The sequence below is a fragment of the Mycobacterium sp. genome, assembly GCF_035603715.1.
In the GTDB taxonomy this organism is placed as follows: domain Bacteria; phylum Actinomycetota; class Actinomycetes; order Mycobacteriales; family Mycobacteriaceae; genus Mycobacterium.
Genome location: NZ_DATNJW010000696.1, coordinates 1 through 8,023, shown reverse-complemented (window position 1 = coordinate 8,023; position 8,023 = coordinate 1). Strand labels below are relative to the sequence as shown.

General features: G+C 64.7%; 10 protein-coding genes. 3 read left to right on the top strand and 7 right to left on the bottom strand.

Features of this window, described 5'->3' with window-relative positions; all coding sequences use genetic code 11:
* Positions 1 to 817: C40 family peptidase (locus tag VN856_RS27970; RefSeq protein WP_325695349.1), on the top strand; the 817-nt coding region annotated here is incomplete at its 5' end.
* A gap of 12 nt (positions 818 to 829) precedes the next feature.
* On the opposite strand, the gene VN856_RS27965 is transcribed toward VN856_RS27970, so the two are convergent.
* From VN856_RS27965 to VN856_RS27935, 7 genes are all read right to left on the bottom strand, one after another.
* Positions 830 to 1,396: a hypothetical protein gene (locus tag VN856_RS27965; RefSeq protein WP_325695348.1), complete on the bottom strand. Its 567-nt coding sequence runs from the start codon at positions 1,394 to 1,396 to the stop codon at positions 830 to 832.
* Positions 1,397 to 1,448: 52 nt separating this feature from the next.
* On the bottom strand, positions 1,449 to 2,159 hold the full coding sequence (locus VN856_RS27960; RefSeq protein ID WP_325695351.1) for an MBL fold metallo-hydrolase: 711 nt from the start codon (positions 2,157 to 2,159) through the stop codon (positions 1,449 to 1,451).
* An 86-nt stretch (positions 2,160 to 2,245) separates the two neighbouring features.
* Entirely contained in the window at positions 2,246 to 2,701 is a 456-nt protein-coding gene (locus tag VN856_RS27955; RefSeq protein ID WP_325695346.1) for a PPOX class F420-dependent oxidoreductase, read from the bottom strand.
* 42 nt (positions 2,702 to 2,743) lie between these two features.
* Entirely contained in the window at positions 2,744 to 4,204 is a 1,461-nt protein-coding gene (locus VN856_RS27950; RefSeq protein WP_325695345.1) for an aldehyde dehydrogenase family protein, read from the bottom strand.
* A 154-nt stretch (positions 4,205 to 4,358) separates the two neighbouring features.
* Entirely contained in the window at positions 4,359 to 5,018 is a 660-nt protein-coding gene (locus VN856_RS27945) for an enoyl-CoA hydratase-related protein (protein ID WP_325695343.1), read from the bottom strand.
* Positions 5,019 to 5,020: 2 nt separating this feature from the next.
* Positions 5,021 to 5,635 carry a TetR/AcrR family transcriptional regulator gene (locus VN856_RS27940; RefSeq protein WP_325695342.1) on the bottom strand — a complete coding sequence of 205 codons (615 nt, stop codon included), beginning with the start codon at positions 5,633 to 5,635 and terminating at the stop codon, positions 5,021 to 5,023.
* Positions 5,636 to 5,664: 29 nt separating this feature from the next.
* Positions 5,665 to 7,143 carry an amino acid permease gene (locus VN856_RS27935; RefSeq protein ID WP_325695340.1) on the bottom strand — a complete coding sequence of 493 codons (1,479 nt, stop codon included), beginning with the start codon at positions 7,141 to 7,143 and terminating at the stop codon, positions 5,665 to 5,667.
* Positions 7,144 to 7,387: 244 nt separating this feature from the next.
* Between VN856_RS27935 and VN856_RS27930 the strand changes: the two genes are divergently transcribed.
* Entirely contained in the window at positions 7,388 to 7,807 is a 420-nt protein-coding gene (locus VN856_RS27930; protein ID WP_325695338.1) for a thiamine pyrophosphate-dependent enzyme, read from the top strand.
* A gap of 145 nt (positions 7,808 to 7,952) precedes the next feature.
* On the top strand, positions 7,953 to 8,023 hold a 71-nt coding region (locus VN856_RS28965; protein WP_414687074.1), incomplete at its 3' end, for an Hsp70 family protein.

Genomic DNA, 8,023 nt, shown 5'->3' with positions numbered 1-8,023 from the left:
GGCCCAGCAGCAAGCGCTCACCTCGGACAATCTCACCCAGACGCAGGCCCTCTTCGGTGACCGTGTCTACGTGGTGGGGCAGCAGGGCGACTGGGAGGAGGTACTGGTCCCAGGCCAGCCCACACCTAAGAGCGCGCTGGGCTACCCCGGCTGGATTCCCAAGGCCCAGTTGATGACCGACGCAACTTACGGCGGACTGAAGGACCACGCTTCCTTCGCGCTGGCCAATCGCGGCGTCACCACCTGGCTGTACCGCGAATCCGGACTATCCGATCACGACCTCGAGATCAGCACCAACACCAGGCTTCCCGTCCTGAGTCGCACTGACACGGCGGTCCAGGTGGCCACCCCCGACCGCGGCCCGAAGTGGCTGGATGCTCGAACAGTGGAGGTCTACGAAAAGCCCACGGACATAGCGCATCCCACCGGAGCCGATCTGGTCCGGTACGCCGCCGCGTTCGTGAACGTCCCCTACCTGTGGGGCGGTCGTGCCGGGTTCGGGTTCGATTGCTCCGGTTTCACCTCCACGATCTACCAGGTGTACGGCGTCACCCTGCCGCGCGACGCCGATGCGCAAGCCGCCGATAGCGGGGGCCACGCGATAGACAAATCCGAGTTGCAACCCGGCGATCTGATCTTCTACTCGCACGGCAGCAGAGACCCCGATAATCCCGACGCGATCTATCACGTGGCCATGTATTCCGGTAACGGCGAGATGATCGAGGCGTTCGACTCGACGACACCGGTGCGCACCACCCCGGTTCGACTGGACACGGACTACTGGGGCGCGCGCCGCTACCTCGACCAACCGCGGTGATGGGCCTAACCGTTAGAAGGTGTCGACCTTTTCGATGCTGACGAACATGCCGTGGCCGGTGTGCTCGTTGGTGAATCGGGTGCCGCTTTCGCTGGCGGCGATCGTCCAACCGGCTGCGTCATACGTCTGGTAGTCGATGGTCACCGTCGGGATGTCGCCGAGGTTGCCCAGCACCCACTGCACATCGCCGCTCGCGGTGATGTTGACGCCGTTGGCCCGTTCGCCGTCTTGCATCGGCGAGTTGGTGAACTGCGCCTCGCAGCCGACGCTGTCGCTGTCGATCTGGCAGCGGGTCTGGCCGGATTTGGTCTCGATGAATACGTGGCCGCTGTTGTCGGGGGGCAACGGGATCGCACCGGCCGGCGGGTTGGCGCTTGGCGGCGCGGGCCGCGCGGGGGCCGGCGAGGGTATCGACGGCTTGGCCTTCGGGAATGTCGGCTCGGTGGGTCCCGCACCCGACGACGAGACCGCCTTTCCATGGATGAGCGAGCTGCATCCGCTAACCAGAGCGGCACTCAGCAGCAGCCCGGCCAGTAGTCGGCCGCCTGTCCCGGTTGTGTTGAACCCATACAGAAACATCGCAAATCAAGGGTACGCAGGAGCGGGTCGAAGTGGCGGCAGTGACGCGCGGTTAGCCGATCATGGACGCATAGGCGTCGGACAGTCCACGAAGCTGGCCAGCGCCGTCGCCGCTGAACGAAGCACCGTGCATCAACGCCAGCGTGCGCGGCTCCAACTGCGCCAACTGCTCCAATGTAGGCGCCAGGTTAGTGGTCAGGCCAGTGGCGTGAAATAACAGCTCGGCCTCTAAAGCGGGTGCCACACAATCGGATTCGGTGAGAGCGGGGCATTGACCGGTGTGCGTGAGCAGGTCGCCGGCCAAAAGCGTAGAAGTGGCTTCGTCGAACCACAGCCCGCTTTCCCAGTTGTGCGGCACGTGCGGGGTGGCGATGAACCGCAGCCGGTGCCCTCCGATGTCGTGCGCGTCGCTACCTACCGACACCGGCGGCCGGTCGCACAGGTCGTTCAGCGAGAGCATGCAAGCCAAGGGGCCGTGAACGACCTCGGCGTGTGGCGCGGCGGCCAGCAGCTGGTTCATAGCCCCGCACTCGTCGGCCTCGACGTGCGCGAATGAGATCCAGCGCAGCTGTTCCAATGGCATCACCTTCGCGATGGCCGCCGAAACCGACGGAAAAAGCTGCCGCATACCGCAATGGAACAGAAACGGCTGGTCGCCGGTCAGCAGGAACTGGTTGAACGTGAAGCCGTGCTCACTGATGTCGGGGAGCCAGGTGGAGAGTCGGAAGATCTTGTCGGCGATCTCGTCGACGCTCGTCTGCAAACTTCTGTCCATCCCCACATCGTGCTCCTCGGGTCCGACTTCGCGGCCCACTTCAGCCTCCGCGCAGCGCGCGATCTGCGCAGCCGTCACGCCGGAGGAAAGCCGCCCGTCGCCACCGGGCCCCAGCTGTGCGGCGTCACGCGGATCAGGCACTTGCGCTGGTCGAGCATCGCCCTGCGGTACTCGTCCCAGTCGGGGTGCTCGCCGGCGATCGCGCGGTAATAGTCGACTAGCGGTTCGACCGCCTCGGGCACGTCGATCACTTCGGCGTCCCCGTCGATCTGAACGTAGGCGCCGTTGAATTCGTCGGAGAGCACGACCACGCTTGCCTTCGGAGTGCGCCGGATGTTGGCGCTCTTGGCGCGCTGGGGATAGCTTGCGATCACCACCCGGCCCTGCTCGTCGACCCCGCCGGTGACGGGCGAGCTCTGCAGCGAGCCGTCCGCCCGAAAGGTGGTCAGCACCATTCTGTGTCGCGGCCGGACGAAATCGAGTAAATCGGAGAGGCCGACTTTCTCGGCCGTCGCAATTTTGGGAGCCATGCACCCAACGTAATCCGAGCGAGTCGGCCCCGCGCAGGGCTGCTACATCTGCGCCCAGACGATCTTGGTCTGCAGGTAACCCTCGATGCCGGCCTTGCCCGATTCGTGGCCCCAGCCGGACTGCTTGTAGCCACCGAACGGCATCGAATGGTCGTAGGGGAAAGCGCAGTTGAGCCCGACCGTTCCGGCCTTGAGCCGCTTGGCCAGTCGGTGCGAGCGGCCAAGGTCTTTAGTCCACACCGTGGCGGCCAGCCCGTAGGTGCTGTTGTTGGCGAGCGCGACCGCTTCGTCCTCGTCGTCGAACGGCAGGATCGTCACGACCGGGCCGAAGATCTCTTCCTGGAACAGCCGGCTGGTGTCGGGATCGAGGTTGGTGACGACCGTCGGGTGGACGAAGTAACCCTTGCGGTCGAGGCGGTGTCCGCCGGTGACGATCTCGGCACCGTCGGATCTGCCCTGATCGAGGTAGCCCAGCACACGGGTGAGCTGTTTCTGGCTGATCAACGGACCGCTCATGACGCCCTCTTCGTTGGGGGCGCCCATCTTCATCGCATTGGCAACCATCGCCATGCCCTCGACGACCTGGTCGTAGACACCGCGCTGCACCAGAATGCGGGAGCCGCACACACAGGCCTGCCCGGAGTGTACGAACGTGCCGAACGCCGACATCGGGATTGCCTTCTTCAGCTTCGCGTCGTCGAAGATCAGCACCGGTGACTTGCCGCCGAGCTCGAGGGTGACCTTGTTGAGGTTGCTGTCGGCCGAGGCGTGCACGATCGCGCGACCGACCTCCGTCGAACCGGTGAACGCGACCTTCTCCACGTCGGGGTGCGCGGTGATCGCCGCGCCGACGGTGTGGCCGTAACCGTTCACCAGGTTCGCCACGCCGTCGGGAACTCCCGCCTCGGCCAGGATCTGCATCAGCACGTGTGCTGAAAGTGGTGTCTCCTCAGCGGGTTTGACGATGCTGTTGCAGCCGGCGGCCAGTGACGGCGCCAGCTTTGCGCAGAAATTGAAGACTGGGCCGTTCCACGGGAAGATCAGCCCGACCACGTCGTAGGGCTCGCGCACGGTGTAGGTGTGCATGTGCGAGTCGACCCCGGTCAGACCGCCGGTGTTGACGTCGCGCGCGATGCCGTCGATCTTGGTGCACCAGCCCGCGTAGTAACGGAACCACTCCGCGCCGATCTTCACCTGCATCTCCGCTTGAGCGGGATACATTCCGCCGTTGAGCATTTCGAGCTCGGCGAGGAGCTCGGCGTTCTTGTCGATCAGTTCGGCGACGCGCCACAGGATCTTGGCGCGCTCGTAATCGGGCTTCTGCGACCAGATCCCGGACTCGGCACTGGCTTTCGCGCGCGCGACGGCCGCGTCGACGGCGTCGGGGCCGCAGTCGGTGAACTCGGCGATCTGCTCTTCGGTGGAGGGATCGACGACCGGGATGACGTCGCCGGTCCCAGGCTGGTCGCGGATCTCGTCGAGTACAGCCTGCACCGTTGTCATGGGTCGTCCCTTCCCGCGTCGCTGCGAGGTCGTGGCGCGGCGCCGATCCACACGGATCCATCTACAAAAATAGAGTGCCGCCCGAGGCGTACGTTATGCGCCCAACAACGGGATGTCCAGGGTTTTTGGGGTGAAGCTAATTGCTCTGCGGCTCTTACGTACTCGCGGTCAGCGCCTGCGCGGCGGCGCCGAACATCGTCTGCTTGATGGCCCCCAGCGTGCCCGGGTCCTTGCCGTCGAGCGGGCGCAGGATGTCGACGGCCGCGCCGGTCACGGCGCCCTCGCCCGCGACGGCGTCGACAATGCCCAGGGCCACGGCGTCCTCGCCGCCGAAGCGGCGTCCGGTTGTCATCGAGGCAACCGCTGCCTGCGGGGTGAGCTTGGCCTGGATGATCGCGGCCATGCCGGGTGTGAAGGGGATGCGGATATCCACCTCGGGAAAGCAAAAGAAGCCTCGATCGGAGCGCATCACCCGGAAGTCGTGCGCGAGCGCCAGCATCGCCCCCGCGCCGAACGCGTGACCGACTACAGCCGCAGCGGTGGGCACCGGCAAGGTGAGGAACCGGGCCAGCATGCCCTGCACGCGTCCGACGTACCACGTCGTCTGATCCCCGTGCGCGGTCAGCCAATCCAGGTCCAAGCCGTTGGTGTAGAACTTGGCGCCGGCGGTGGTCACCAAACCCTGGGCGCCCGACCCGATCAGTTCATCGAGGTGCGCGTCAACGGCGTCGAGAAAGTCTGGGGAGAAACGGTTTTCGTCATCACCGAGATCCAGGACGGCGATCTTGTCTTCGTAGCTCAGGCTGATTCCCACGATTACTTACCTTTCTTCAGGGGTGGTGGTCCGACGTCGAGGACCGCGCGCACCGACGCTCCCAGGTGCTTACGGGCCGTTGGGTTGGCCAGCCGGTCGCGGCGCAACATGATGGCGGTCGGCAGGTCGACGATGCAGGTGGTGATCGTGTCGACGGCAAGCGCGTCTTTGCGGTCCCAGAGGTTGACCGCGAGGCGGATCATCAAGCCGATCAGCAGTCGGTGGAGGTCGTGGATCTCGGCGGCGATGTCGTCGGGCAGATCCGACTCCAGCAGTTCCTCGCGGGAAATCGCCCACAGCAGTTTCGAGGACGCCGGATGCTGCTCGGCGAACACCGCGGGGGCATCAGCGGCGGCGACCACGGCGTCCTTCGGGCCGGCCGACAAGGCCGTGTCGACAAGCGCGTTTTGCACCGCCTGGAATCGGCGTCCGGCCCGAAGCCAAGCGCGGCCCATCAGGGCCGTGCGCGACCCGAAGGTGTGGTAGAGCGCGCCATTGGAAACGCCGACGCCGGCGCTGATCGCACGGATGGTGACCGCGGCGGGCCCGGATGCGACGGCCAGTGACTCGACGGCGTCCAAGACCCGATCCGGCTCGTACACGCGCGGGCGGGGCATCCCGCAATAGTAACAGAGCGGTTGCTCTATTACTCCGGTGTCAGTTCGGGAACATCGGCAGTGGGTTCGCCCAGTTCGGCCGCGCTGCTGACGCGGTCACGAACCAGGAACCAGCCGCCGATCAGGGCGGGAACGGCAGCCACCAGCGCCGCGGTGACCCAGGGCCCCTTCTCCGGGTCGAGGCACATCAACACCAGCACGCCCACCAGGAATACCAGCGTGACATAGCCGCTGTACGGGGTGAGCGGCATCCGGAAGTGCGGCCGCTCCAACGTTCCGGCCTTCACCTTGCTGTAAAACCGGAGTTGGCAGAGCACGATGGTGCCCCAGGCCGCCAGGACGCCCACAGCGGCGATGTTGAGCACGATTTCGAAGGCCTCGCTGGGTTTGACGGCGTTGAGCACGACGCCGAACAGCCCGATGACGGCGGTCAGCAGGATTCCGCCATACGGCACACCGCTTTTCGACATCCGCGCGGTGAATTTCGGGCCGCTGCCGTTCACCGACATCGACCGCAGAATCCGGCCGGTGGAATACAGTCCGGCGTTCAGGCTGGAGAACGCGGCGGTGAGAACCACCACGTTCATCAGCGTGCCGGCGCCGCTGAAACCGATGTGAGAGAAGAAGGTGACGAACGGGCTCTCGCCGTGCTTGTACATGGTGTAGGGGAGCAGCAGCGCCAGCAAAAGCACTGACCCGCAGTAGAAGACCGCGATCCGGGCGATCACCGAGTTGATCGCGCGCGGCATGACTTTCTCCGGATCCGCGGTTTCTCCGGCCGCGGTACCGACCAATTCGACTGCGGCGTAAGCGAATATCACTCCCGAGGTCACCAGCACCAACGGCAGCAGGCCGGTCGGCAAGAACCCGCCGTGGTCGGCCCAGATGTGGGGCCCGGTGGTCTTTCCTTCGATCTTGAAGCGGCCGGCCAGGAAGACGATTCCGACGACCAGGAACGTCGACAGGGCTATCACCTTGATCAGCGCCGCCCAGAACTCGAACTCGCCGAAGGCCTTCACCGAGATCAGGTTGACCGATACCACCGCCGCCAGTGCTATCAGTGCGAGCGTCCACTGCGGGACGGCCTGGAACGCGGTCCAGTAGTGGAAGTAGCTCGCGATCGCGGTGCTGTCCACGATGGCCGCCATCGCCCAGTTCAGGAAGTACATCCAGCCCGCAACGAAAGCCGCCTTCTCCCCGAAGAACTCGCGAGCATAGGAGACGAACGATCCCGACGCCGGGCGATGCAACACCAGTTCGCCGAGCGCGCGCAGGATCAAGAAGACGAAGGCGCCGCAGATCCCGTAAACCAGGAACAAACCGGGGCCCGCTGATGCCAGCCGTGCTCCGGCGCCCATGAACAATCCGGTCCCGATGGCGCCGCCGATCGCGATCATCTGCATCTGGCGGTTGCTGAGATCGTGGTGATAACCCGCGTCTTCGCGAGCGAATCGATTATCGGCGGCTGCGTGACCAGCCGGGTCGGGCGTGCTGGGCGGCGATGGCATTGAGTTCCTATCGTCATGGGGCAATGCTGCGGCGCCGGGCACGACCGCTTCAGGAGTTGGTTGCGAAACTATCCCACGGCGGGCAACGGCGCGACGTTTGCGACGGGGGAACTCAATGAACCTTTCGGTGCTCTCCACCAGTGCGTTGAGAAGAAGTTGGCGCGTCAGGATGTGGCTGGTTAAGGCGGGATGAACGCAGCCGATAACGGGATATTGCGGTGAAACCGTCATTCACCCACATCAGATGACCGCCCAGGAGCTCAGCCAGCTCGGCCGTCACGGGCTGCGCCCGATTGTCTTCGTGCTCAACAACTCTGGTTATCTGAGCGAGCGCATGCTGTGCAAGGACATGGCGTTGGGCTACAACGACATCGCGGCGTGGAACTATGTCGAGCTGCCGCACGCTCTTGGCTGCCAGGGGTGGTTCTCTGCGCGGGTGAGCGGCTGCGGCGTGCTTGACGACGCGCTCAAGACGGCCGAGCACGCCGATGGTGCCGCCTACATCGAAGTGATCACCGACGCGTATGAGGCCCCACCGATGTACAGGAAGCTGCACGAGCACGTCGAATCCTCTACAACCGCCACTAGTCCGCAGATCTGGGGTCGGGCAAGCCGCTTGAGCTGGGTCTTTCGACTATTTATGTCGTCTGGGAACAATCTCTGAGGCGCTCCCGTTGAGCACTTTGACAACCTTGAGTGATACAGACTCAACCTTGGCTTGACAGCGGTACTACGCAGAGGGCAATGTTGAGCGCGGTTCACTCAGTAGCGTAGTGCATACAAAGCTCGATTATCAGGGAGGATTCACCATGGCTCGTGCGGTCGGTATCGACCTCGGGACCACCAACTCCGTCGTCGCAGTTCTCGAGGGTGGCGACCC